The sequence below is a fragment of the Psychromonas ingrahamii 37 genome (assembly GCF_000015285.1).
GTDB classification, from domain to species: domain Bacteria; phylum Pseudomonadota; class Gammaproteobacteria; order Enterobacterales; family Psychromonadaceae; genus Psychromonas; species Psychromonas ingrahamii.
In genome coordinates this window covers 3179367-3204882 of sequence record NC_008709.1, presented here as the reverse complement: position 1 = coordinate 3204882, position 25516 = coordinate 3179367, and the positions used below count along the sequence as shown (strand labels likewise).

Genomic DNA, 25516 nt, shown 5'->3' with positions numbered 1-25516 from the left:
TCTCTTACCCTATTTCTTGATTGCTTTGCGCGGACCTTTACGAGTACGAGCATTCGTTTTAGAACGCTGTCCACGTACAGGCAAGCTGCGACGATGACGAAGTCCACGGTAACAGCCAAGGTCCATAAGACGCTTGATGTTCATAGATACTTCACGACGTAAATCACCTTCAACGGTGAACGTAGCTACTTCTGTACGAAGAGCTTCGATTTGTGTCTCATCCAGATCTTTAAGCTTTGTTGATTCAGCAATACCAGACGCTGCACAGATTATCTGTGAGCGAGTTTTACCGATACCAAAAATTGCAGTTAATGCAATTACAGCATGCTTATGATCAGGAACGTTAATGCCAGCGATACGGGCCACTATGCACTCCTTAAAAGTTAATGATTCATTTGCGAAAAGCCCGGTAGGATACTCGACAAATGAAAAAAGAGAAAAATATAGTTTAACTATTATTGATTAAACTATTGGAATCCAAAATCGATCTTAGCCTTGGCGTTGTTTATGCTTTGGCTCTACACAGATAACACGCACCACACCGTGGCGCTTGATAACTTTACAGTTACGACAGATTTTTTTAACGGATGCACGAACTTTCATTGCAACACTCCGAAATCAAAATTAAAATATTAATGGTTATATTAAGTCGCCACAAATACAAATTATTAAAATAACCAGGAAACTAAATTACTGACTTTGTTTTTAAATAAAAAAAAAGTGTAACTAGTGAACATGGGCGCAATAATATAGCAAATATTAAACAGTTATACGAGTAATAATTGATTCAAGATGATTAATATCGTTGCGATTGGTTGAAATAACTCAGCAGCAGTTAGTTTTCTGCTCAATAATCACGATATTGTTTGTTGATAACCAGTTGAGAAATTTAAAAATAATTTTAAATCCCCTTTCAATTAAATTATTTTTAATCTATATCAGGGATAATTATTATAAAAAAGCGGCTAGAGATCGCTAATTATTTGACTGGTTCATCATCACGGACAAATTTTATTTTATCAAAGCCCATTCTTAAAAATTCAGTTAGGCGGAAATTTTTTTCAATTCCTTGACCGCGACAACTCATTGCAAGCTGTTTTTCCATTGCTAAAAAGCTTTTTAAATCGATACCTTCAGCGTCTGCAACTGCTTCATACATATCATGAAATTGATTGTATGAAAATTGAATAGTCTTACGCTTGCCTTTAAACTCATATGTTACTTGTCTTGCCATCTTTAAACCTTAATGTTTTATGTTTAGCTGGTTTTTATTTAGGGGTTAATAACCCAACTAACCAAGCAGAAATATCTGTAATTTGTGCAGCACAAACAGAGTGCTCCATTGTATAACTTTTATAACTTGGTTGAAATCCCATTTTGGTTAGCGAGTCTAATGCCTGTTTTCCCAAGCTAGGATCCACCACAGGATCCCGGCTGCCATGCATGATCTCAATATTAAGGTTTTTATTTTTTTCGCTAAGTTTAATACTGTCTTTAGTTGCAAAATAAGTAGACATTGTCAATAGTCCAGCCAAGGGTTGCGCATAGGTTAGTGCTGCCTGATAGGCCACTGCGCCCCCTTGGGAAAAGCCCGCGATAACTATTCTGCTGGCTGGGATCCCACGTTCAATTTCTCGATCTATTAATGCTTGAATCAATTTGGCTGAACTGTTTAAGCCATTTAAATCAACTTGGCGTTCGATGCTCATCTCTAAAATATCGTACCAGGCTGGCATTTTTAAACCACTATTAATAGTAACCGGTATCGATGGTGCGTGAGGAAATATAAAACGAATAGCTAAGTCTTCGGGTAAATTTAATTCTGGGACAATGGCTTCAAAATCATGTCCGTCTGCGCCTAAACCGTGTAACCAGATAACGGCGGCATTGGCTGTTAATTTGGGTTGTACTTCTGCACAAGGTAAATAATTCATAACGTTTATTCTTTAAAATAATGGATTGATAATATAACAATGTTATGGCTATAAAAATACTTTTTGGCTATCTTAGGCCCTATTTATCTTTTGCAATTTTTTTTCAGCCATGTGTTTTGATGTATTATATAATTTTAATGCAACGATGAATACAGACTAAAAAAGGCAGGTAAATTAACTGTCAGGTAGGCCTGACAGGTTTTATTTTGAACCTTTATCTCTTCATAAATCCTTTGCCTTGAAGAAAGTCCATCATGTGTGGCCTAGCTTCTTTTTGCAGCATTCCTGATATTTGCTCAGTCCAACTCATCTCCTTTTGAGCACTTGTTCTGCTTTTATAATACTCCCTAATCTGTTGGTCATAGGCTTCAAGCGCGGCTATATCGTCTTTATCAGCTTCATTTAATGTTTTATGTTGCGAATAACTATTTTGTTTTAGGGTTAACGATAATGGCAAGCGAGGTTTTACTTCAGGATTCTGATCCGGGTAACCCAGACATAAACCAAATACGGGGAAAGCCAAGTCAGGTAAGTCCAGCAGTGATGATACGGCTGCAATATCATTTCTTATTCCGCCAATATAACAAATCCCTAATCCTAATGCTTCTGCGGCAATAACGACATTTTGAGCAAATAAAGCACAATCGATCGATGCGGTTAATAATTGTTCGGTATAACCACTTTTCATGGGCACTTTATGCATCTCACAAGCGAGTTGATGGCGGTGCATATCTGCACAAAAAACCAGAAATACGGGTGCCTTTTTAACATAATTCTGGTTACCCGCAAGCTCTGCTATTTTCTCACGTTTAGCGCCTTTTGATACCTGAATCACGGTACAAGCCTGAATAAAACTGGAGGTCGCCGCCGCTTGCCCGGAACAGATTAATTCTTCCACGATGGATTGTTCTATCGGAATATCTTTAAAAGTACGAATCGAACGGTGAGATTGTAATAAATGAGTGACATCCTGCATATCATATCCTTAAAGTGGGGTAATTTTAGCCTGCTCGACTTTACCACATTCTATGAATAATTTAACGCAGCAGAAGGGAGATTGAAAATTTAGCGCTATTTTTCAAATGCTAATGGCAGTTATAGGTATTGTTTATTGTACAAAATAAACTATATTTTTTGGAAGTGTGTGAAGAAACATCGATTAATCAAAATCGCAACGTTAATAATGTGAAGTGGTCGAGTGTTTCGATAATATTGATTGTTTTATAGTTAACGGATAGTCGATGTTATGAACCTTGGATTAATTAAAATTAATCTCGTTGATATCTGTTATTAGAACGCGGACATACAAACCTCTTTAATAAAACGTAAAATTATTGTTCTTCGTAATATTGGTTGTAACAAAAAAACAGGGAAAAAAAGAGATGGAAAATTATGCGACTATCCCACAAATGATTCAATATGTTGTTAATACGTATAGTAATTATTCTGCCCTAAATTTTAAAAATAAGGGTTCTTGGGAAACGATTTCCACAGAAAAATTTTCTGAAACCATTCGTCGTCTTGCCTTAGGTTTGCACTCACTTGGCATTAAAGAGGGTGAAGGTATTGGCCTTATTGCTAATCCCTCTCCCCAATGGGTGATGATTGATATTGCTATTATGGTTAATAGAGCAATTTCAGTGCCGATGTTTGCAAATATATCTTCAACCCATTTTCAGTTTCAAAGCAAAGACAGTAATGTTAAATATCTTTTTGTGGATGATGAGGAATTATTAGCGGATGCAATAAAACCCCTGTTACACTCATTTACAAAAATTATCTCCTATCACCCTAAACGTAGCGCTAAAAATGCCATTAGTTTTGAGGAATTGTTAACCTTAGGCGACCAGTTATCTGCCAAACAGCCAAATCTTTATTCTCTAATGAGGCAGGCTGTTCGTCCAAAGGATATAGCAACTGTTATTTATACCAGTGGTACAACCGGAATGCCCAAAGGAGTTGAAATAACGCATGCTAATCTGATTTCACAAATTAGAGCGACAACACAACTGTTTCCGCTGCATTCTGCAAAAGACAAGGCATTGACTTGTTTACCCTTAGCCCATGTTTTTGAAAGAATGGTTATTTATTTTTATATATCGACTGGTACTCCCATCTTTTTTGCTGATGATATTAAAAAAGTAGGTGAACTACTCAGGCAAGTCCAGCCCTCTGTTATTACCCTAGTCCCTCGCCTATTAGAAAAGGTTTATGCGAAAATGCATGCTCGAATAGAGGAACAATCCACTATCAAAAAAAAGCTTATGTCGAGTGCATTTGAAAGGGCGATTAGCAAGGAGCCTGGCGCTCATAATCTGCTTGATAAAATTTATGACAAACTGATTTATTCAAAATTGAGAGAGGCTTTAGGAGGAAATTTACAAATGGTAATCAGTGGTGGGGCGGCGCTGAGTGTCAGTATGGAAAACTTTTTCAAAAATATTGGACTCAATCTATATCAAGGTTATGGTTTAACCGAAACGTCACCGGTTTTAGCGGCTAACTACCCGGGTAATACGCGTTATCGAAGCGTGGGTAAGATTTGGCCGGGTGTTGAAATAAAAATATCAGATCAGCAGGAGATTCTGGCTAAAGGCCCTAATATTATGAAGGGTTATCACAATGACCCGCAAACGACTCGAGAAACTATCGATCCGCAGGGTTGGTTACATACGGGTGACTTAGGCTTTGTTGATCAAGATGGGTATTTATTTATTAACGGCAGAAAGAAAGAAATTTTTAAAACATCAAACGGCAAGTATGTCAGTCCCATCCCTATCGAACAAATGTTATGTGTTTCCGAACTTATCGATATGGCCGCAATCATGGGGGAAAATAAAAATTTTGTCTCCTGCCTGCTTTTTCCTGATTTTGAAAACCTGGGCGCGATTAAAAAAAACCGTGGCTATAGTGATATGAGTAAGGGCGATTTCCTTAATTCGAGTGAAGTCACACAGGAAATTGCCGCGCTTGTTGAGCGTGTTAACAGTCAATTAAATGAATGGGAAAAAATTCGTAAATTTAAATTTATAAAACAGTCAATCGGCATAGAAACAGGTGAGCTTACCCCAACCATGAAGATTAGACGTCAGGTCATTGAACAGGAATTCAGTGAAATTATTAATAATTTTTATAGGGATCAGGATCAAGAAGGCGAGTAATTGGTTATTTCATTATCGATAATAGTTTGCAGTAATGGTGATTCAGCAGGGGAATGATATGAAAGAGAGATTAGCAATTGTAGACGGTATTCGCAGTCCATTTTGTAAATCTGGTACCAGTATGGCAAATATTCTAGCCGATGATTTAGGGGCTGTTATTGTCAAAGAATTAATTGCAAGAACCGAAATCGATCTGAAGTTGATTGATGAACTAATATTTGGCAATGTTGGTCAACCTGCAAATGCGCCCAATATTGCCAGAGTTATCGCCCTAAAAGCGGGGTTGCCGTTAGAGGTTATTGCACATACCGTGCACCGAAATTGTGCTTCAGGCATGGAGTCTGTCACCACCGGATACGATAAATTATTAGCGGGAAACGCCAATATATTGATCGCAGGAGGGACAGAAAGTATGAGTAATTTACCTTTCAATTTTAGCAAAAAAATGACTCAGGTTTTTGAAAATGTAATGAAGGCTAAATCCATTGGACAAAAGTTATCAGCTATTTCAACATTGAGGCCCGCCGATTTAAAGCCCGTTATATCCATTGTAGAAGGGTTAACCGATCCGGTTTGTGGCTTAAGTATGGGGCAAACGGCCGAAGTATTAGCCCGTGAATTTGCTATCACAAGAGCCGAGCAGGATCAGTTTGCCCTGCAATCGCACTTGAAGGCTGCCAAAGCAAATGAAGCTGGTTTTTTTACCCAAGAAATCCATCCGATCATGTTACCGCCAGATTACAGTCACGTGCAATTTAATGATAATGCTATTCGGCATGATCAAAGTCTAGAAAAATTAGCTAAATTAAAACCCTTTTTTGATCGTGTTGCCGGCACTGTCACAGCCGCTAATGCCTGTCCTATTACTGATGGTGCGGGTGCGGTGTTAATTATGTTGGAAAGTAAAGCAAAGGAATTGGGTTATTCGCCCTTAGGTTATTTAAAAGCCTATAGCTATGCGGGATTGCAACCGGAAAGAATGGGGTTGGGCCCGGTTTACGCAACCTCTAAACTTTTAGATAAAACCGGGATGGCGATCTCAGATTTTGATCTGGTGGAGTTAAACGAAGCCTTTGCCGCTCAAGTTATTGCTAATCAAAAAGCGTTTGCATCGGCTGTTTTTGCGCAACGATATTTACACAAAGATAAAGCGCTTGGTGTGCTGAACAGTGATTTATTAAACGTTAATGGCGGTGCTATTGCATTAGGACACCCCGTGGGAGCGACCGGTACCAGATTGATCATTACCATGTTAAATGCCCTGCGCCGACGTAATAAAAACAGTGGATTGGTGACCTTGTGTATAGGTGGCGGTCAAGGTGCTGCTATCGCATTGGAGGTAGAATAATGAATTTTACATTAGATATTTCACAATCAGGCCCAACTTCGGGGGTTGCAACATTGACCTTTGATTTTCCGGGGGCACGAGTTAATAAATTAGATTCAGTCGCATTATTAGAGCTCAAAGGGCAGATTGATTCTCTGGCAAAAAATAATGTCGTTAAACTGTTGGTCTTTCGCAGTGCCAAAAAGGATACCTTTATTGCCGGCGCTGATATCAATGAAATTAAAGATCTGCTTAATGAGGCACAAGCTTATAAAGAAATAAGAACCGGGCAGTTAATTATTGATAATATTTCTAAATTACCTTTTCCAACCTTAGCGGTTATAAACGGGGTCTGTCTGGGTGGCGGTTGTGAGTTAGCGTTAGCTTGTACTTATCGCATCGCCACGGATAATCTTAACGCTATTATAGGCTTACCCGAGGTCAGTTTGGGTATTATTCCCGGTTTTGGCGGTTGTGTGCGTTTACCAAAACTGATTGGCTTACAAGCTGCTCTGCAGTTAATACTGTCCGCTAAACCTGTCGCCCCTAAAAAAGCGCTGCGACTCAAATTAGTCGATCATCTCTATAATAATGAGCTTGAAGAAAGTTCAGTCGCTGATTTTATCGAACGTTTAGTGAATGATAAAAGCTTTGTGAAAGGGTTAATAAAGCGCCGTTCAAAGTCTGCTAAGAAATTTAACCAGAGAATTTTAGAAGATAATATTTTAGGGCAAAAACTGATTTTTAAAAAAGCCAAAGACAGTTTGCTTAAAAAAAACAAAGGTCAATATCCCGCGCCGCTTAAAGCTTTAGAAACCATAGAAAAATCATTCAATTTAAAAATAGCGGAAGCGTTAGAGGTAGAAGCGAGAGCCATTTCTGAGCTTGCTGTTAGCGTAATAAGTAAAAATTTAATTCAACTTTTTTTTACCTCTGAGGCATTAAAAAAAGAAACCGGTATTGTCGAATCCAATCTTGAGCCACAAATAATTAATCAGGCCGCGGTACTCGGCGCAGGGGTTATGGGCGGGGGGATCGCCTGGTTATTTTCAAAAAATGAGATACCGGTCAGGCTTAAAGATATTGAATGGGATGCGGTCAGTAAAGGTTATCAAACCGCGGCGCTCTATTATGGACAATTAAAAAAAGTCCATAAAATTAACGAAAATAAGATCCGCGTTAAAATGAATTATATTGCAGGGACGGTCAATTATAACGGTTTTAAAAGAATTGATCTGGTTGTTGAAGCGGTGTCTGAAAATCTAGAGGTTAAGAAAACAGTCCTGGAAGAGGTTGAAGCACAGCTGTCTAAGCAGGCGATATTAGCGTCGAACACCTCGAGTTTATCCATTACTGAGATGGCTGTAAATCTGCAAAGGCCGGAAAATTTTATCGGTATGCATTTTTTTAATCCGGTTAACAGAATGCCGCTTGTTGAAATTATACCGGGGGAGAAAACCAGCCAACAGACCATTGTCACATTGGTTAAACTCGCTAAAAAAGCCGGTAAAACACCCATTGTTGTTGCTAACTGTGCAGGTTTTTTAGTCAATAGAATTTTAATTTCATTTTTGAATGAAGCCGCTCTGATGCTTCAGGAGGGAGGCGTTGTTACCGAAATGGACCATGCTCTTGAAGCATTCGGGTTGCCGATGGGACCTTTTGTTTTAGCCGATGAGGTCGGTATCGATATTGGTTATCATGTTGCAAAAGTATTAGAGCAAGCCTATGGCGAAAGAATGAAAGTGGCGGGTTTATTTACCCAAATTTTTATCGATGAGAAGTTATTAGGTAAAAAATCGGGTGTGGGTTTTTACCGCCACAAAGGCCACGACAAATCCTACAATGAGGCGCTGGATAAGATTATCTATACTTATCGTTTTAGCAATGGAATAACAGCCAAAGCATTTAACCAGGAGGAAATCGTAGACAGGTGCATTCTTATTATGGTCAATGAAGCGGTCAAATGTTTACAGGAAAATATTGTTAAGAATCCGGCTTATCTGGATATGGCAATGATCCTCGGTACAGGTTTTCCTGCATTTACAGGCGGTCTTTTAAAATATGCCGATAATCGTGGCATCGGCAATATTTGCGATACATTAAATCAATTAGCGGCTTTATATGGTGAGCGTTTTCTGCCCGCTGAGCAATTAATAGATAAAGCAAAAAACGGCGGGAAATTTTATAATTAGCACCCGACAGCAAGCGTGGTTTGGATATCCGTAGAAGGAGTTAATGATGCATAAAGTAAATAATGAACCCGAAGAAGAGTCTGTGATAGATACCTCTAAAATGAATGCCGAGAAGGCCTCAACAATGAGGATAACCGAAGCTGCGCGAGAAGCGGCCGCGGATCAAAAAAGTTTCGCAGGGCAGCTTTTTATGGGCAGTTTCCAACCGGACTTATTATTCCCTTTTCCGGTCCAGAGTCTTGAAGATAAAATAATAGGTGATCATTTAGTTGAGAAAGTCTGCCATTTTCTTAAACAAAACCTGGATCCGGAAAAGGTAGATGCGACCCAAACTATTCCTACCGATGTGATTGAAGGGATGGCAGAACTAGGGCTTTTTGCCATGAAAGTACCTAAAGAATATAATGGATTAGGCCTTTCTCAAGTTAATTATAACCGTGTCATGATAGCCATCTCCTCTTATTGCGGCAGTACCGCAGTATTGCTCAGTGCTCATCAATCTATTGGTGTGCCGCAACCGTTAAAAATGTTTGGTACTAAAGCGCAAAAAGAAAAATACCTGCCTTTATTTAGAGAAGGAAAAATATCAGCTTTTGCCCTTACCGAACCCGAAGTAGGGTCTGATCCCGGTAAAATGGAAACCACTGCAACCCTTAGCGATGATGGTGAACATTATCTTATAAATGGTGTAAAACTCTGGTGTACCAACGGCTTGATTGCAGATGTATTGGTGGTGATGGCCCGGACCGAGGATAAAATAGCTAACAATGGCGAGCAAATAAAACAAATTACTGCTTTTATTGTTGAAAAGGAGATGCCAGGTATTGAAATAAAACATCGCTGCGACTTTATGGGGATAAGAGGGATTCAAAACGGTGTAATAAAATTTACTAATGTAAAAGTACCGCTAGAAAATATTATTTTAGGTAAAGGCAAAGGATTAAAGCTTGCATTGGCGACACTCAACACCGGGCGTTTAACCCTGCCTGCAGCCGCTACCGGTATGTCTAAGTATTGCTTAGCTGTCGCCCGGGAGTGGGGTAACGAAAGGGTGCAGTGGGGACTGCCGATTGGTAAACATGAGGCGGGATCTAAAAAAATAGCTTTTATTGCTGCCAGCACTTTTGCGATGGAGGCGGTTACTTATTTAACCTCGCATATGGCCGATGATCCTAAATTAGATATTAGAATTGAAGCTGCCATGGCTAAACTATTTTGCTCAGAACTTTCCTGGAAAGTGATCGATGAGACGATGCAGTTTAGAGGCGGACGAGGTTATGAGAAAGCTTCATCACTTAAGGCCAGAGGAGAAAAAGGCTATCCTATCGAAAGAATGATGCGCGATACACGTATTAACCGAATTATCGAAGGTACAACGGATATTATGAAGCTGTTTTTAGCGCGTGAAGCGATGGATCCGCATTTAAAAGTCGCCGCTGAAATATTAAAAAAGAATGTTTCCATGGAAAATAAACTCCATGCAGGCGTTAAACTTGCGGCTTTCTATGGCAAATGGTACCCCACTCAGTGGCTGAATTCTTCGCTTTGGGCTAGCCATACTGATCTAGGAGAATTGTCCAAACATTTCTCCTACGTAGAAACGACATCCCACAAACTTGCGCGCACGATTTTTCATTATATGGGGCTTTATCAGGACAGGTTAGAGCGTAAACAAAATATTCTCGGCATTTTAATGGAAATTGGTACTGAGCTGTTTGCTATGGCCACCACTTGCTCCTATGCAAAATTTAAAATGGATGACGATCCTAGCGACACGACACCTAAGTATTTAGCGGATGTTTTCTGCTTAAATGCAAAAAGAAAAATATCCCGCTTATTTGATGATTTAACTGATAATGATGATGAAAAAGAAAATAAATTAGCGAAAAGTGTCTTAAAAGGCGATCTAAAGTGGCTGGAAAAAGGCATTATTTGGTCTGAAGATTAATTATCTTTTATTAAAAACTCAAATATTAAAAACTCAAAATAAGTACTGTGTTTTGAGTTTTTTTATACTGAGTACTTTTAAATTATTACTCTATAGGATTTTTTTAACTTGCTGCCAGCGTGCAATACTTGTCATTTTTTCTGCACCAGCATGATGCTTTATTGGTCGTGAACCTGTTATTCCTGAGCTTGAAAACCCCAAAAAACACTAACACCTTGAATGCAAAATTATTTACATTCAAGGTGTTAGTGTTTTTTTTGTGTTCTTCTTTTAGGTTTTTTGATATTTGGCTCAATTATTGCTCATGTTAATTATGCTTATATTAATTATGCTTATATTAATTATGATTATGTTAATTATCATAATGCTGTTGAACGCTGCTGTTCATGTTTTTTATGTAGAAAAACTAATCAGCCCGGATGTCTATCCTGTGGAGTTGTATGACAGGTAGATAATAGTCGCTTTAAAAAGTGGGGACCTATGAATAAAAAAATGCTCATATTTACAGATTTAGATGGCACATTACTTGACCATTACACTTATCAGACCCGAGCTGCAGATTGTACTATTAAAAATCTTAAAGAAAAGAATATCCCCATTATACCCAACACCAGCAAAACCCTTGCTGAAGTGCTACTAATTCGAGCAGATTTAAAACTTGAGACACCTTTTATTATTGAAAATGGTGCAGCTGTTTACATACCGGTTAACTATTTTAGCATACAACCCGATGGCACCCAGTTGGAAAATGGATTTTGGGTTAAATCATTTTGTCAAAAAAAGGATTTTTGGCTGTCTTTATTAAGCGCGGAAGCAAGGCAATTTAAGACTCATTTTCGTGGCTTTTCACAAATGAGAGCGCAGCAACTGGCTGATTTAACCGGGCTCAGTATAACGGATGCAGGATTAGCTAAACGGCGTCAATTTGGTGAGCCTGTTGACTGGTTAGGCAGTCAACAATCTCAAGATGATTTTATTAAACACATGCATCTGTTAGGTGCCAATGTGCTTGAAGGAGGACGATTTTTACATATCAGCGGAAATTGTGACAAAGGACAGGCACAATCCTGGTTGGCGCAGCAGTATAAAATTAATCAACCTGAACGGGGATTGACTGTTATTGCATTGGGCGATAGTGATAATGATACGGCAATGCTAGAAGCCGCTGATATTGCTGTTGTAGTGCGTTCTCCTGTACATGCTTTTCCAATCTTACAAAGAGAAAATGAACTTTATTTTAGTCGTGAATATGGGCCTGCCGGATGGGCGGAATGTTTACAAAAAATAATTTTTTAAACTGCAATTAAGGAGCTCTATTATGGCTGATTTTTATCAAAACGGTATTGTTACTACCCTGCATAGTTTGTCGCAGCGAAGTAATGAGGATCTTGAAGCAGAATTATTGAAATTTTCAGCTATACGACCGATGGGGCTGATCTTACCCTCTTTATATTCCGAGTTAGAGGGAAAGGCGTTACCCGCTATCATTAAACATTTAAGTAAAACAAAATATTTATCAGAAATTGTGATCGGTTTAGACCAAGCTGATGAAGCACAATATCGCCAGGCTTTGAAGTTTTTCAGCAAATTACCCCAGCAGCACAGCGTATTATGGAATGACGGCCCGAGATTACAGGCATTAGATGCAAAACTGCAGAAATTGGGCGTTGCGCCAAAAGAGTTAGGAAAAGGGCGTAATGTTTGGTATTGCATGGGGTATACATTAGCGACAGGTAGAAGTGAATCCGTGGCATTACATGATTGTGATATTTTAACCTATGACAGAAAACTTCTGGCGCGATTACTTTATCCTGTTGCCAATCCGCAATTTAATTATGAATTCTGTAAAGGTTTTTATGCGCGTGTCGCGGGTGGCAAAATTAACGGACGAGTTTCGCGGTTACTGGTCACTCCTTTGGTTAAAGCCCTCAAAAAAACGGTCGGGCACCACGATTATTTAGAGTTTATTGATAGTTTTCTTTATCCGCTTGCCGGTGAGTTTTCATTCCGTCGTGATGTATTAAATGATTTGCGTATTCCAAGTGATTGGGGATTAGAAATTGGCGTACTATCAGAAATGCATCGTAATTACGCCAGCAACCGAATCTGTCAGGTAGATATTGCAACGACCTATGATCACAAGCATCAAGATCTGTCTCTTGAAAATAGTGAAGCCGGATTATCAAAAATGTCCGTTGATATTACTAAAGCATTTTTTCGCAAACTGGCAACCCAAGGGGAAATTTTTAGTACTGAGAATATCCGTACTCTTAAAGCCACCTATTATCGGATCGCACTCGATTATGTGGAGATGTATCATAATGATGCTCTGATGAATGGTTTGACCGTGGATATACATAATGAAGAGAAAGCGGTGGAAATGTTTTCTGAAAATATTATGACAGCAGGACAGCAATTTTTAGATAAGCCAATGGATACACCTTTTATCCCTTCATGGAACAGAGTCGTCAGTGCAATGCCCGATGTGTTAGAGCAACTTAAAGAGGCGGTGGAGTTAGATAAAATTGAATTTAGTAATAATTAATCATCAAAGGAAATTTATGTCTGATTTTAAGCGCAAAGCAAAATCATTAAAAAATTGTCAAAAGAAATTAAATCAACAGCTGGAAAGTATCTATCAGGATATTGATTTAGATGTTACTTTTGAGGAATTAAGTGAAAAATTAATATTTTTAATGCGTTTAGATAAGACCTGCCATGCACCTGTTGCAGCTCAAAATAAGTGGTCAGAGCAGGATGTTATTCTGATCACCTATGCAGACAGTCTGCTAGAAGCGGATAAAAAACCCTTGGTGACACTGCATCACTTTATTGATAAATACTTAGGTAAAAGTATCAACAGTGTGCATATCTTACCTTTTTTTCCCTATAGCTCTGATGATGGTTTTTCAGTCATTGATTATTCAAGTGTGAATGAATCATTTGGTGACTGGAAAGATATTCAAGCAATCGCCAAAGATAGGCGCTTGATGTCAGACCTGGTGATTAACCATTGCTCTAGCCGCAGTGCCTGGTTTCAAAATTTTATTAAAGGGGAGGGTGTCGGGCATGACTTTTTCTACACAGCAAGCCCTGATGATGATCTTTCCAAGGTGGTACGTCCCAGAACGTCAGCGTTATTAAACGAAATTCAAACGGGGAAAGGTCTGCAGCATGTTTGGTGTACTTTTAGTCATGATCAGGTTGATTTTGATTTTAGGAATCCCGTGGTGCTGGAAAACTTTGTGACTATTATTCGCCAGTATCTGGATATGGGCGTCAGAATTTTCCGTTTAGATGCTGTGGCATTTTTGTGGAAAAAAGCCGCAAGCGAGTGCATTAATTTACCTGAAACTCATACTATTATCCGCTTGCTTCGAACCTTAATTGAGCATGCACAACCCGATGCGATTATTATTACTGAAACTAATATCCCTAATGTACAAAATTTAACCTATTTTGGTAATGCCAATGAAGCGCATGCCATTTATAATTTTGCATTACCGCCTTTATTAGTTCATACCCTAGTCAGTGGTGATTGTAAGCATCTTAAGCGCTGGTTGATGAGTATGCCTCCCGCACAAAATGGCACCTGCTATTTCAATTTTATCGCTTCCCATGACGGCATCGGTTTGCGTCCTGTGGAGGGGTTATTAAGTGATCAGGAACTAAACAGACTAGCGGTGACATTGGAAGGCTTTGGCGGGAAAACCTCCTGGCGTACTACGGATCAAGGCCAGCAAAAACCCTATGAAATTAATATCGCCTTATACGATGCACTGCAAGGCACCACTGAAGGTGAAGACAAACTGGGCTTTTACCGGTTTATTTGTGCTCATAGCATCATGCTTGGTCTGGAAGGTATACCCGGGATATACATACATAGCCTGTTAGGCACCCGAAACGACTATGAGAAATTAGAAAATACACAGCATAATAGAGCCATTAATCGTCATCGTTGGGACTATAATACCTTAAAAGAAAAGTTATCTGGACATCCTGATCACCACAAAAATGTTTTATCTGAGTTGAAGCACTTAATTAATATTCGTATAAAACAAAAGGCATTTCATCCTAACGCAACACAATTTACACTGCATTTAAGAGAGCAATTATTTGGTTTTTGGCGACAAAGCCAAGATAGAGCACAGAGTATTTTTTGTATTAGCAATGTCAGTAAAAATACGCTGGATCTATCTCTCAGTGAATTGAACTTAATTATTACTGAAAGCTGGTATGAGTTAATCACGGGGGCTAAAATTGCACCTGGGCAAGAAACGGTTAGTTTATTGCCTTATCAAACGCTATGGATAAGCAACCTTGATATGGATATTTGATTGGTAGTAACTTATTAGAGATAAATCTACTTTAATTAAATAGGCGGCAGATTCAACTTTGAAGTGCATAACCACTAAGCGGCTATAGCCACTCTATGTTCAGCCATTAATTTGGCTGGCGTTTTGTAATTTATTTTTTTTCTTGGTCTATCATTGAGTTTGACTATTACATCTTGAACTTCTGATTGCGATACTTTTTTGAAGTCTGTTGATTTCGGCCAATATTGTCGTAATAGACCATTGGTGTTTTCATTCAATCCTCGTTGCCACGAACAATAAGGATCTGCAAAATACACATCACATTTCAAACTCTCAGTCATTTCTTCATGATAAGCAAATTCTTTACCATTATCCGCAGTGATCGTTATTACGGAATCTTCAAACGGTTTTAACAAAGCAATGGTCGCTGCTGTGACTGTTTTCGCTGATTTGTCATCTACACGTGTCGACACCGTAAAGCTAGTTTTCCGCTCTACAATAGTGACCAACGCGCCACTGTGTCCTTTGCCAATAACCAGGTCGATTTCCCAATCACCCATTCTGCTTTTATCATCAACAACTTGTGGGCGCTCATCAATACTTATGCGGTTCTTTATAAACCCTCTACCTGCTTGCTTATCTTTATTGCGTGTTTGGTAAATTTTTCCTTTCCTACGTAATTTTTTGAATAAGTTACCGCCACTTTTTTTATCTGACCAAACATGCTGATAAATGGTTTCATGGCTAATATTGATGCTTTGTTGCTCTCTAAGCCTGCCTGATATCTGCTCTGGACTCCATTTTTCTTTAATTCTGGAGTCAATTAACTCAATGAGACTTGTTGTCATTTTAATGGCTTTACAAGCGGCTAATCGACGCTTATCTGATGATATTTGAGCTTGCTGAATACGATAACCACGCTTACCTGTATTACGGGACAACTCCCTGCTAATCGTTGAGTGGCTAACACTTAGTTGCTTTGCTATTTTATTTTGACTCAAACCTGTTTTCTTTAAGGCATAAATCTGGCATCGTTGTTCGTAGGTCAGTTGGTTATATGTTTTCATTGTTGCATCTCTTGCCGGAGAAAAAGCGATTAGCATATAGTCAGCTGACCGTTTTTTCTACCTATTCAAGTTATGCACTTATTATTTGAATCGAAGGGCTATTATTTTAATATTTGTTATTCACTATTAAGCTAATTAAAACGTGCCAACGGAAAATCTGGATTTTTTACACATCAGAAAATTAATGGTTAGAGATCAGATTAAAAGACGTGGTATTAGCAGTATTAACGTCTTAAATGCAATGAGATCTGTCCCGCGGCATCTGTATGTGCCGCAAAAATTTTTAAATGAAGCCTACTCTGACTATCCGCTGCCAATTGGATTAAATCAAACTATTTCCCAGCTCTATATCGTCGCTGGTCAGATTTGTTGCCATAACGGGAAAAGTTGCAAAGAGCAACGGTTTGATCCGACCCTAAGAACATTCCCTCCACCGATTAAGCTGATTTTGAATCATCCCGGCTGGTTAATAAAAAGTCGGAATAAGCCCGCGAATGCCATCAATAAACATCTGCACTGACATAATAAGCAGTAACATTCCCATCAATTTTTCTAATGCTGATAACCCTTTTGTTCTTAATAACTTATATAAATAGGGCGAAAACAATAATACAACTGCTGTTAATATCCAGGCAATAATAAGTGATAGGAATAATTCACCTGTATGTTCGCTATTGGTTTTGGCCAGAACTAACAAGGTGGCAAGCGCTGCGGGGCCTGCAATCATAGGCATGGCAATGGGCACAATTAAAGGTTCATCGGAGTCTTTTGTGGTAAAGAGACTTTCTCCATTAGGAGAGGGGAAAATCATCTTTAATGAGATAACAAAGAATATAATGCCGCCTGAAATAGTAATAGCCTCGGTTTCCAAATGAAACAGGCTTAAAAATTGTTTACCAAAAAACAGAAAAGTCACCAAAATAAACAAACCAATTAGCATTTCTCTGATAATTATTTTGGTATGTCTTTGTTTATCTACATTTTTTAGAATGCTTAATAATAACGGGATATTGCCAATGGGATCTAAAATAAAAAACAGTAAGATCGCAGTTGAGAGAATTGGGAATGGGCTTTCCATATGAATTTTTCCTTAAATTCCGTTGTGCTTAGATTTGTAAATGACTAGAAAAATTTATTATATCCCATTAATTTTACAAATCGTAGACTTTGCAGATGAAACTCTTTATCCAAATTAAGGGCTTAAAATAAGTTTTTTGAAAATAATTAATGATTTGTATTTAATCGTGCTTAACGATAACTTATTATATGTCATAGTTGCTGCTCTTTATGCTCTAGATATTGCATTAAGAAAATAATAAAAATACAGGGAATTGATATGATAATTGATATTAAACCGCTTGAGCTTTCCAAGCGGGGGGCTTGTCCAGAAACTTACAGTTTTGGAGCTGATTTTTCTGACCATATGTTTAGCCAAAATTTTGAACAAGGCAGCGGTTGGGAGAAAGCTGAAATTACCCCTTATCATGCATTAACACTTGATCCTTCAGCGGCTGTATTTCATTACGGACAAGAAATATTTGAAGGTTTAAAGGCTTACCGTTCATTCGATGGAACGATTAATTTGTTTCGTCCTTCTGAAAATTTCAAACGTTTTAACCGTTCAGCTAAAAGAATGGCGATGCCCGAAATAGATGGAAAATTTCACCTGAAAGCACTTAAAGCGCTTATCTCGCTTGATCATAATTGGATTCCGGAGCAAGTGGGATCGTCTTTATATATCCGCCCGACAATGATTGCGACGGGTAAAAAGTTGGGTTTAGGGGCGAGTGATTCCTATATTCACTTTATTATCACGGGGCCAGCCGGATCTTACTTCAAGGGTGGTTTTGAGCCGGTATCGGTTTATATTGCCGATAAGTATCGCCGCGCAGTAGTGGGGGGAGTGGGTGAAGCTAAGACGGGCGGTAATTATGCCGCCAGCCTGTATGTCTCAGAAGAAGTTGAAAAACTGGGTTATTCTCAAGTACTTTGGTTAGATGCTGTACACGGCAAGTATATTGAAGAAGTGGGTGCAATGAATATCTGTTTTGTTTATGAAAATAAGCACATTGTAACACCAGCCTTAAGTGGCAGTATATTACCCGGTATTACTCGTGATTCTATTCTTAAACTGGCGCCGGCATTGGGATTTGAAGTCAGCGAAGAACGCTTAGATATTGAGCAGATATTAGCCGATATAAAAAGTGGTAAAATAACGGAAGCATTTGGCTGTGGTACTGCCGCTGTTATCTCTCCGGTTGGTAAACTATGCTGGAAAGGCACTGATTATATTATCAATAACAATAAATCGGGCGAGATTTCCAAGCAGTTATATGATGAGCTGACCGGTATTCAATACGGGACACGCAAAGACCGTTTTGGCTGGATAGAGAAGGTTGATCCAGCGGTTACGGTAGACGTTTAATTATTCATTTTTACTGTTAAGCACACTAAGAAAAAACCCATTAAGTGATTGATATTTAAATCGCTTAATGGGTTTTTTAATATCTGCTACTGGCGTTAGCTCTTTTGAACTTGTTGGTCACCACTGGCTTTAGAATGCTTATAATTCACAAAAGTAATCATTAGAATAATTATTAGGCCTGCAATATTTATAAAATGATTAGGGGCTAATAAAGAAAATGCAGATAACAATAGCAAAACTCTGCTGTATAAAGGTAATACGGTCAGTAATCGTCCTTCGATACTGCCCGCAACAGCAATAATTAAACCGATAGTTAACACGATTGAAATGACAAATTCAGTATTTTCTCCCTCCATCCAAATAAGCCCGGAAAATGCCATCATAATAGGAATAATCAAAAATCCCTGAGCTAATTTAAAGGCTTGCACAGCGGCTTTCATGGGTGAACAATTGGCTATACCCGCTGCAGCAAACGCTGCTAAGGCGATTGGAGGTGTTACATTGGATGTTTGAGATAACCAGAATACAATCATATGAGCTGCTAATAAACCCACACCGAGTTCAGTCAAACTTGGCACTGCCATAATAGATAAAACGATATAAGCCGCTGTTACCGGCAAGCCCATCCCTAAAATCATAGCTGCAACTGCAATAAGCCCCAATACGGACCATAAATAACCACCGGAAAGGGCCATTAAAAATTGGGTGAATTGTAAACCTATGCCCGTTTGACCTACTACGCCGACGACAATACCCGCAGTGCCACAAGCAACTGAAATAGGAAGCGCAAGCAATGCGCCTTCTTTAAGGCCTTGGATAAAGACGGGAATACTGATGCGGCTGTGTTTTCTGCACATAGCAGCGACTAAAATCGCCACACAACCCGCAATACCTACTAAGATAGGCGAATAACTCATTAAAAGAAGGCTGGTAATTAACAATAATGGCAGTAAAAAATGCCATCCGTTTTTCAACACTACTGATATTTTTTCAGTTATTTCCATGCCTTTTAGCCCTAACTTACAGGCCATTAAATGCACATACAGCAGGGTACAACCAAAATACAAGATAGCCGGGGCAATAGAAACTAATAATATTTCACTGTAGGGAATACCGGTAAATTGTGCCATAACAAAGGCACCAGCACCCATCACAGGGGGCATTATTTGTCCGCCCGTTGACGCTGCGGCTTCAATGCCGGCTGCTTGTTCCGGTTTATAACCCAGCTTTTTCATCATTGGAATAGTTAATGCGCCCGTTGTGACCGTATTAGCTATGGCTGAGCCTGAAATAGATCCTAGTGCCGCGGAGGCTATCACGCTGGCTTTGGCAGGACCGCCTCGATACTTACCTGCAATTGAAAATGACGCATCGATAAAAAATTTACCCGCGCCGCTTACCTGCAAGAATGCGCCAAATAATACAAAGATAAATACCACACCAGCGGCAATGGCTAAAGGTGCACCATAGATACCATTGGTTGAATAAATATGGAATCTGACTATTTCCTCAATAGAAAATCCTTTACTGGCGACATTAGAAGGTAGTATGTCGCCGAATATGGCATACAGCAGAAACATTACGGCAATAACAACCATCACCAGGCCAACGGTTCGGCGTGTCGCTTCAAGCAATAACACCACAATAATTAGACCAGATAACTGGTCAAGTGTTGTCAAACCGTCCATTAAGAAACTGATATCACCATAATCGAATGAAACAATATGATATGAAGCCCAAGTGATCGCAATAATGCACAGTAGATCCAGACTGCGTCCAAACAGGTATTGAAATGAAGATTGCTGGGATTTTATAAGGGGTAAGGTAAAAAATACTAAAATCAGTATCCAGCTTAAATGTATGGGCCTAAATACGGGTGCGGATAAATCCGCGGTAATGCCCTGCCAAATTTGAAATACAGATAATGAAATAGCCGCAAATGCGGCTATTAATAATACTTTATCCGTTATCAATCTGCACATGTTGTTCTTTGTGTTCATGATTTTCTCCACGGAAAATGGTTTATCTGTTTTCTTTTAAATATTTTAATGCACCAGGATGTAACTCGACTCCTTTTAATCTGTCCATATTTTCAATGGTTGTAAATTTGGTGACACTAATTACTTGATTAATTTCTTTCATATGTTCAAAAGCAATTTTAGTCATTTTATAGGCAAGCTCGGTATCCAGATTTTTGTTAACCACTAAAACATTCCAAACGGCTGGCGCGACAAATGCATTAACCTTGTCATAACTATTAACCGGTACATCGATAGCTTGATAAGATGGATTGCTAGCAGAAACTGTTTTTAGCTCTTCAGGTGTGAAGGATAAAATACGAATATTATGCGTAAAAGCCAATTCAGTAATTGCACCAACGCCAATGCTGCCGACAATCACACCTGCATCGATTTGACCTGCTTTGATTGCATTTGTAGTGGCAGTATAATTTAAAGATTGCGCATCGATATCCGACTCATTAATCCCTAAGGCTGCAAGAATATTGGTTGAACTAACACGTGTACCTGAACCCGGCGCGCCTAAGGAAATTCGCTTGCCTTTGAGATCCTGAATCGACTTAATATCAGAGTCTGCTGGCACAATAAATTGAACAACATTGGGATATAATGCAAATAAGACCGAAACATCCATTTTACGTGGGAAAGGGTCGACTCCTTGATAGCCCTGTAATACAACATTACCCATTGCAAGACCGGCAAGCTGTTTATTTGCGGATACTTTAATGGTGTTTTCAACCGATGCTGCTGTTACTTCTGCGCGCGCATCAAAATTATCAATGTTTTCACTCCAAATTTTAGCGAGCATGCCGCCTAATGGGTAATAGGTACCACTTTGACTGCCTGTGCCTATAGTGTAATTTTCAGCGATGGCATTGAATGAAAATAAACAAGCTAAGCTTATTCCCAGTATTCCTTTTTTGATTACATTTTGCATTAGTCAGAACTCCATTATTATAAATGTTAGTAAATTGCTAAACGATTGTTGCGCATAGCACCATAGCATTGAACCTGATATTTAATCAGACAGATTAGTTGAGCTAGGTCACAAAATCATCTGCTAATTCACCATCTAGGTTGCATTTTTATTTTTTGTAGAGCTCATTTTGATTTTTTTGTAGCGTAACTAATCGGCATTATATTTATGAAAAAATTTAATCCAATCCTGCTATTCCTTTTGACTTAGTGCGCTGTATGAGGTGGCTTAAACACAATTTTATTATGAGTATCAGAGAATTAACGCATCTTAAATCCCACGATTCAATTGTTAAAGATGTCACGTTAGCCTTTAACCTGCTATTTCATCTAACAGATTAGTCGACTTATGTCGCAAAATAATCCGCGGAGGCATCCAAGTAGAGTCCATTTTGAGCTGGAGGGCATCAAGACCGGGAGCAACACTTCTGATTTAAGGCCAAATAATAAACAGTCAAATTGGCAGAAGATCACTTTAATTGAAGATAGGTTGGGCATATTAAGTGTTTTTATAATACCTTTTACAATGTAATTCGTGCGTTATTGAACTTAATTGATGCTTTTTACGTATATAGAATGCGGTACTGTATTAAGACATCAAAATGGGCGATTAACAAAAAATTATCACAGTCTATTTTGACTTTTTATCCGATACCATAAATAATCGCTATTATATTTATGAACAAATTTAATCCAACCCGGCTATAGGTATTATTAACGTGATAAAAAAAATACCAACTAAATCATCAGGGCAAGATTTAGTTGCTAAAAACATTATTCTAATGTTACAGGAATATATAGGTTGGCTGGGTTTCAAGCCCGCTATCCATTTTGAGTTAGAGGGCTGTATAACAAGACCTCAACCCAGTTTCACTATTGACTACCAGAGAATCAACGCACGCCTTAAAGCCAATAATATTGAGGGGGAATTAGTTTCTGAATTTTGGCAGAATCAGTGGGAATACGTGTCTAATTTTTCCCAACAATCACCTTTGAAAGAAGCGCAAAATTTAAGCGCTGTGATGAAATATTTGCCTTGCTGGTTTCGCGAACAGGGGATTAAGCAAACTTATATAAAACCGGTCGTGTGGGCGGGTGATCAGGGTAGATTCGCCACAGGGAGTGGAACAATATTCAGTGCACAATCGGGAGCTGTCCATATTCCTAATGCAATACAGATAAATATCAGCGCATTGAATACACAGGGTGACAATATAATAACGGATGCGGGTTTTGGCGAATATCTGCAGCAGTGTTTTTTAGAAACCAGCTTAAACTGCGCGCTATTATATTTACCGGAACCTGAAGCCTATCAGAGATTATTATTAAAAACAGATTTTGGGTTAGCACAGGAATTGTGCTCCCCCACTGACATTTCCGGGGGACATCAAGGCAGTATCGCGCTGTATAAAAAGTTCGGTAAACATAATCAGGATATGGGGGTAACGCCTCTGATATACAGTGCAAATAATGAAGTCTTAGTGACACAGCAAAATTGGCAAGAGAGCGCCAGAATTGAGCATAGATTGGGTGCCTCAAGTCTTTTTTATAATCCCTTTTACAATGTAATTTTTGCATTATTGAACTTAATTGATGCTTTGCACGTATACAAGCGCGGATCATGTATTAAGTTATTAAAACCTGAAATAAGCAAAAAACAACTACCACAGTCCATTTTTCCCTCCAATAATGAGCAGGGATCACTGTGTTTATTTCGTCAAGAGACTTGGTTTGCCGATTCAATTGATAACATTTACAAATTTTCAACTTTTAACAACATTAATCTTCCCGATATGTTGCATGATGGTTCTGGTAAGGCATTAAAAGCCGAAATTATTAAAAACTATCAGCAGGATATATTTTCTGGTAATTCATTGTAGATATTAAGCGACTGACAGATGACTATAAAACAATTAAAAACACCCTTACTGACTGGCACATCAGTTGCGCAGAAACGAGCTGAATTAAAGCAGTATTATGCTAATACAGTTCATACTTATGAGTCACTGTTCAGCTTAATCAATAATGATGATGCTTATTATTTAAGACCCGAACCGTTACGCCACCCGTTAATTTTTTACTTTGGGCACACAGCGACTTTTTACGTCAATAAGTTAATGTTAGGTAAATTTATAGATAAACGCATCAATCAAAAGCTTGAAGCTATTTGCGCAGTAGGTGTTGATGAAATGAGTTGGGATGATCTTAATGGTACGCATTATGATTGGCCTAAGGTTGATGAGATTATTGAATATCGGCGCCAAGTTTTTGCACTGGTTAATGACCTAATCGATAATATGGAGATTAGTTTACCCATTTGTAAAGGCTCTTTAGCCTGGGTTATGTTAATGGGTTGCGAGCATGAGCGCATTCATTTAGAAACTTCCTCGGTTATCATGAGAATGTTACCTGTTAAGGATTTGACATCCAATCAAGACTGGTTGGCTTGTACTTCAGCTGGCGCTGCCCCTGAAAACACATTACTTGCTGTTGAGGGCAAAGCACTTACCTTGGGCAGAGCAGATGACCATCAAACTTATGGTTGGGATAACGAATACGGGCAGACAAAAGTGCAGGTTGAACCTTTTAAAGCCTCAAAGTTTGTAGTCTCAAATGGAGAGTTTATTGAATTTATAGAAGCGGGTGGTTATCAAAACAAAAGCTATTGGAGTGAGGAAGGGCAACAATGGCTGGCATTTAAACAGGCTAAGATGCCAAGATTCTGGTCGGAAATAAATAATCAATATTGGCAGCGTAATTTATTAAATGAAATTCCATTACCTTTGAATTGGCCGGTTGAAGTAAATTATTTAGAAGCCAAAGCCTTTTGCAACTGGAAAAATAGCAGCAGTGAACATTACATTCGTATGCCAACTGAAGCAGAATGGTACTGTTTACGAGATATGGTAGACAGCGACCTTACTAATTGGCGGCAAGCGCCAGGTAATATTAATTTAGAATACTTTGCATCGTCATCACCCGTTGATCAATTTTCAGAAAATGATTTTTTTGATTTATTGGGTAATGTCTGGCAGTGGACAGAATCTGCAATCGACGGTTTTGAAGGATTTCAGGTTGATCCGCTTTATGATGATTTTTCAACACCTACCTTTGACGGTCAGCATAATCTTATTAAGGGGGGATCATGGATCTCAACGGGTAATGAAGCAATTAAACACGCCCGTTATGCTTTTCGTCGTCATTTCTTTCAACATGCAGGATTTCGTTATATTGAATCAGTCTCAGAAACCATTCCAACCATACCGGTAAACCAATATGTAACAGATAAAAAAATCTGTACTGAATTGGAGGCGCATTTTGGTGATAATTATCTAGGATTGGGCAATTATTCCGTCACTCTGGCGAGGTATGTCCTTAAGCAGTTAAACAATTTTTCAATAGCGAAAGGAAAGTTGCTTGATTTGGGATGCAGCGTAGGACGTTGTAGTTTTGAGTTATCTCCTTATTTTGAAGCGGTTGACAGTGTTGATTTCTCTGCTCAGTCTATACCTTACTCAGTGCAGTTACAGCAGGGGAAAACCGTTCGTTATGAGCTTGAAAAAGAAGGTGAGCTGGTTGACTTTAAAGAGATTAATTTGAATTCTGCTGGGTTAAATGCAAACTACCGGAACATTCACTTTAAACAAGGCGATCCGAGCAACTTAAAAGCGTCATTTGATGACTATGATGTAATTATTGCCCAGCAGGTGCTTGAGCAAAATTATGATCCTCTGCAGTTTTTACGTACTATTTCAGGCTCTTTAAAGGAAGGGGGGATTTTAATACTGGCATCTGCCTATGATTTTAACCCGGAAATTAAACCTGAAAAAAGATTTTCTGGTAAGAAAGTAAATGGTGAAAACTTTACTGGTTTTGATGCCGTTCAACAGGCCTTGTCTGCTCAGTTTTCGTTAGTTGCCAGTGAGAACATAGCAAAGCCATCACGTCATTGCGCACGTAAATTTACGGTCACCAATCAACATATTACCCTATGGAAAAAGTTAGTTTAATCTAGGATCTGTTGAGATAAGAAGAGCTTACCTGCTAAAAAATATTAACCCCAGCCAAGTAAACTTGCCTGGGGTTAATATAACAACAGCAGAAAGAGGGCGCTGCTAATAACTTTTGGTTAATGATTTATTCTTATTAA

Annotated in this window: 20 protein-coding genes; 11 read left to right on the top strand and 9 right to left on the bottom strand. The window is 38.7% G+C overall.

The window, feature by feature from the left end; translation table 11 throughout:
* Nucleotides 1–9 precede the first annotated feature (9 nt).
* From rpsM to nfsA, 5 genes are all read right to left on the bottom strand, one after another.
* Entirely contained in the window at nt 10–366 is a 357-nt protein-coding gene (rpsM, locus tag PING_RS13480; RefSeq protein ID WP_011770887.1) for a 30S ribosomal protein S13, read from the bottom strand.
* 123 nt (nt 367–489) lie between these two features.
* Nucleotides 490–603 (bottom strand): 50S ribosomal protein L36, encoded by a 114-nt coding sequence (rpmJ, locus tag PING_RS13475; RefSeq protein ID WP_011770886.1) that lies wholly within the window; start codon nt 601–603, stop codon nt 490–492.
* A gap of 376 nt (nt 604–979) precedes the next feature.
* The gene (locus PING_RS13470; RefSeq protein WP_011770885.1) at nt 980–1234 is read right to left on the bottom strand and encodes a DUF2960 domain-containing protein; all 255 of its coding nucleotides are present in this window, start codon (nt 1232–1234) and stop codon (nt 980–982) included.
* Between the two features lie 34 nt (nt 1235–1268).
* A complete protein-coding gene (locus tag PING_RS13465; protein ID WP_011770884.1) occupies nt 1269–1934 on the bottom strand; it encodes an alpha/beta hydrolase in 666 nt (221 codons plus the stop codon).
* 214 nt (nt 1935–2148) lie between these two features.
* Nucleotides 2149–2910 (bottom strand): oxygen-insensitive NADPH nitroreductase, encoded by a 762-nt coding sequence (gene nfsA, locus PING_RS13460; protein ID WP_011770883.1) that lies wholly within the window; start codon nt 2908–2910, stop codon nt 2149–2151.
* Nucleotides 2911–3316: 406 nt separating this feature from the next.
* Here nfsA and PING_RS13455 point away from each other — a divergent pair, with 406 nt between their 5' ends.
* The 7 genes from PING_RS13455 to PING_RS13425 all read left to right on the top strand — a co-directional run bounded on the left by PING_RS13455 (nt 3317) and on the right by PING_RS13425 (nt 14902).
* Entirely contained in the window at nt 3317–5095 is a 1779-nt protein-coding gene (locus PING_RS13455) for an AMP-dependent synthetase/ligase (RefSeq protein ID WP_011770882.1), read from the top strand.
* A gap of 58 nt (nt 5096–5153) precedes the next feature.
* Complete coding sequence (locus PING_RS13450) at nt 5154–6443, top strand: thiolase family protein (protein WP_041766498.1); 1290 nt, start codon at nt 5154–5156, stop codon at nt 6441–6443.
* Nucleotides 6443–8617 carry a 3-hydroxyacyl-CoA dehydrogenase NAD-binding domain-containing protein gene (locus tag PING_RS13445; RefSeq protein WP_011770880.1) on the top strand — a complete coding sequence of 725 codons (2175 nt, stop codon included), beginning with the start codon at nt 6443–6445 and terminating at the stop codon, nt 8615–8617. Before PING_RS13450 ends, PING_RS13445 begins: the two co-directional genes overlap by 1 nt.
* A gap of 43 nt (nt 8618–8660) precedes the next feature.
* A complete protein-coding gene (locus PING_RS13440) occupies nt 8661–10565 on the top strand; it encodes an acyl-CoA dehydrogenase family protein (protein ID WP_232279366.1) in 1905 nt (634 codons plus the stop codon).
* Nucleotides 10566–11045: 480 nt separating this feature from the next.
* Nucleotides 11046–11861: an HAD-IIB family hydrolase gene (locus tag PING_RS13435; protein WP_011770878.1), complete on the top strand. Its 816-nt coding sequence runs from the start codon at nt 11046–11048 to the stop codon at nt 11859–11861.
* A gap of 22 nt (nt 11862–11883) precedes the next feature.
* Nucleotides 11884–13110 (top strand): glycosyltransferase family protein, encoded by a 1227-nt coding sequence (locus PING_RS13430; protein WP_011770877.1) that lies wholly within the window; start codon nt 11884–11886, stop codon nt 13108–13110.
* 16 nt (nt 13111–13126) lie between these two features.
* Nucleotides 13127–14902 (top strand): sugar phosphorylase, encoded by a 1776-nt coding sequence (locus tag PING_RS13425; protein WP_011770876.1) that lies wholly within the window; start codon nt 13127–13129, stop codon nt 14900–14902.
* A 74-nt stretch (nt 14903–14976) separates the two neighbouring features.
* Here PING_RS13425 and PING_RS13420 read toward each other — a convergent pair whose 3' ends face one another.
* Complete coding sequence (locus PING_RS13420; protein WP_041766180.1) at nt 14977–15948, bottom strand: IS30 family transposase; 972 nt, start codon at nt 15946–15948, stop codon at nt 14977–14979.
* Between the two features lie 184 nt (nt 15949–16132).
* Between PING_RS13420 and PING_RS20130 the strand changes: the two genes are divergently transcribed.
* A complete protein-coding gene (locus tag PING_RS20130) occupies nt 16133–16468 on the top strand; it encodes a protein-L-isoaspartate O-methyltransferase family protein (protein WP_083761772.1) in 336 nt (111 codons plus the stop codon).
* On the opposite strand, the gene PING_RS13415 is transcribed toward PING_RS20130, so the two are convergent.
* Entirely contained in the window at nt 16415–17026 is a 612-nt protein-coding gene (locus tag PING_RS13415; RefSeq protein WP_011770875.1) for a MarC family protein, read from the bottom strand. The genes PING_RS20130 and PING_RS13415 overlap by 54 nt on opposite strands.
* A 258-nt stretch (nt 17027–17284) precedes the next feature.
* Between PING_RS13415 and PING_RS13410 the strand changes: the two genes are divergently transcribed.
* Nucleotides 17285–18373: a branched-chain amino acid aminotransferase gene (locus tag PING_RS13410; RefSeq protein ID WP_011770874.1), complete on the top strand. Its 1089-nt coding sequence runs from the start codon at nt 17285–17287 to the stop codon at nt 18371–18373.
* Nucleotides 18374–18468: 95 nt separating this feature from the next.
* Here the strand turns inward: PING_RS13410 and PING_RS13405 are convergent, their stop codons facing one another.
* Both PING_RS13405 and PING_RS13400 read right to left on the bottom strand, forming a co-directional pair.
* Nucleotides 18469–20373, bottom strand: coding sequence for a TRAP transporter permease (locus PING_RS13405; RefSeq protein ID WP_011770873.1), 1905 nt, complete (start codon nt 20371–20373; stop codon nt 18469–18471).
* 22 nt (nt 20374–20395) lie between these two features.
* Nucleotides 20396–21328 carry a TAXI family TRAP transporter solute-binding subunit gene (locus PING_RS13400; protein ID WP_011770872.1) on the bottom strand — a complete coding sequence of 311 codons (933 nt, stop codon included), beginning with the start codon at nt 21326–21328 and terminating at the stop codon, nt 20396–20398.
* Between the two features lie 757 nt (nt 21329–22085).
* Here PING_RS13400 and PING_RS13395 point away from each other — a divergent pair.
* Nucleotides 22086–23246 carry a hypothetical protein gene (locus PING_RS13395; protein WP_011770871.1) on the top strand — a complete coding sequence of 387 codons (1161 nt, stop codon included), beginning with the start codon at nt 22086–22088 and terminating at the stop codon, nt 23244–23246.
* A gap of 18 nt (nt 23247–23264) precedes the next feature.
* Nucleotides 23265–25376 (top strand): 5-histidylcysteine sulfoxide synthase, encoded by a 2112-nt coding sequence (gene ovoA / locus PING_RS13390; protein WP_011770870.1) that lies wholly within the window; start codon nt 23265–23267, stop codon nt 25374–25376.
* The last annotated feature ends 140 nt before the right edge of the window (nt 25377–25516 follow it).